Source organism: Kitasatospora sp. NPDC091257, assembly GCF_044757675.1.
GTDB classification, from domain to species: Bacteria; Actinomycetota; Actinomycetes; order Streptomycetales; family Streptomycetaceae; genus Kitasatospora; species Kitasatospora lactacystinica.
Genome location: NZ_JBIVVI010001792.1, coordinates 1 through 1200 on the forward strand (window position 1 = coordinate 1; position 1200 = coordinate 1200).

The following is a 1200-nucleotide window of genomic DNA, read 5'->3' on the forward strand; positions in this document are numbered from 1 at the left end:
CTCACCCACCCGCCAGGCCGCACCCAGACCCCGGAACACCGGACCGTAGCCGTACCCGACCTCGGCCAGAGCCTCGTAGAAACCCTCCAGCGGCAGCGCCGTGGCACCGGCCGGCGGCCAGGCGGTGAGGTCCGGTCCGGCGTCGGCAGCGGCGGCCTCGTCGGCCAGGAGTCCGGCCGCGTGGCTGATCCAGACGGCGTCGCCGGTGCCCTCGGGCCGCGAGTAGACCTCGACGGTGCGCTCACCGGTCTCGCCGGCGGCGCTCACGCTCACCTGGATCTGCACCCCGGCGTGCTCGGGCAGCACCAGGGGCGTGCGCAGGACCAGCTCCCGGATCGCCGGGGAGCCGGCCCGGCGGCCGGCCGCCCAGACCATCTCGACCAGCGCGGCGCCGGGCACCACCACCCGGTCCAGGATGACGTGGTCGGCCAGCCACGGGTGCGTGGCCACCGACAGCCTTCCGGTCAGCAGCAGGCCGTTGTCACCGGCCAGTTGAACCGCAGCGCTGAGCAGCGGGTGGCCGACCGGCTCCAGGCCGACCGTACCCGGGTCGCCGGCCGGCGGGACCGCCTCCGGCCAGTAGCGCTCGTGCTGGAAGGCGTACGTCGGCAGTTCGAGCCGTCGGCCGGCGGGCAGCACGGCCCGCCAGTCGACGTCCGCGCCGGCGACCCAGATCCGGGCCAGCGCGCGCAGCGCGGTGTCCACGTCCTCCCGGTCGCGGCGGGCGACGGGGGCGAACACCCCGTCGGGCGCGGACTGTTGGGCGGCTCCGCAGAGCACCCCGTCCGGGCCCAGCTCCACGAAGCGGGTGACGCCCTGCCCGTCGAGGTGGGCGACGCCGTCGGCGAAGCGGACGGCCTCACGGACCTGGCGCAGCCAGTAGTCGGGGGTGGTGAGCAGCCCGGGCTCGGCGATCCCGCCGGTCAGGTTCGACACGACCGGAACGCGCGGCTCGGCGAAGGTCAACCCGGCCAGCAACGAGGCGAATTCGGCCAGCATCGGCTCCATCAGCGCCGAGTGGAAGGCGTGCGAGACGGTCAGCCGGCGGATCCGGCGGCCCTCGCCCGACCAGCGCGCCGCGAACTCCTCGACCACCTCGACGGGGCCGGAGACCACCACGGAGGTCGGGCCGTTGACGGCCGCGACGTCCAGGCGGTCGCCGATCGCCTCGCGGACCTCGGCCTCGGCGGCCTCGACCGC

1 protein-coding gene is annotated in these 1200 nt (G+C 75.8%); it reads right to left on the reverse strand.

Going from position 1 to position 1200, the window contains the following annotated elements; all coding sequences use genetic code 11:
• On the reverse strand, positions 1–1200 hold a 1200-nt coding region (locus ACIQOV_RS42075), incomplete at both ends, for an acyltransferase domain-containing protein (RefSeq protein ID WP_401056507.1).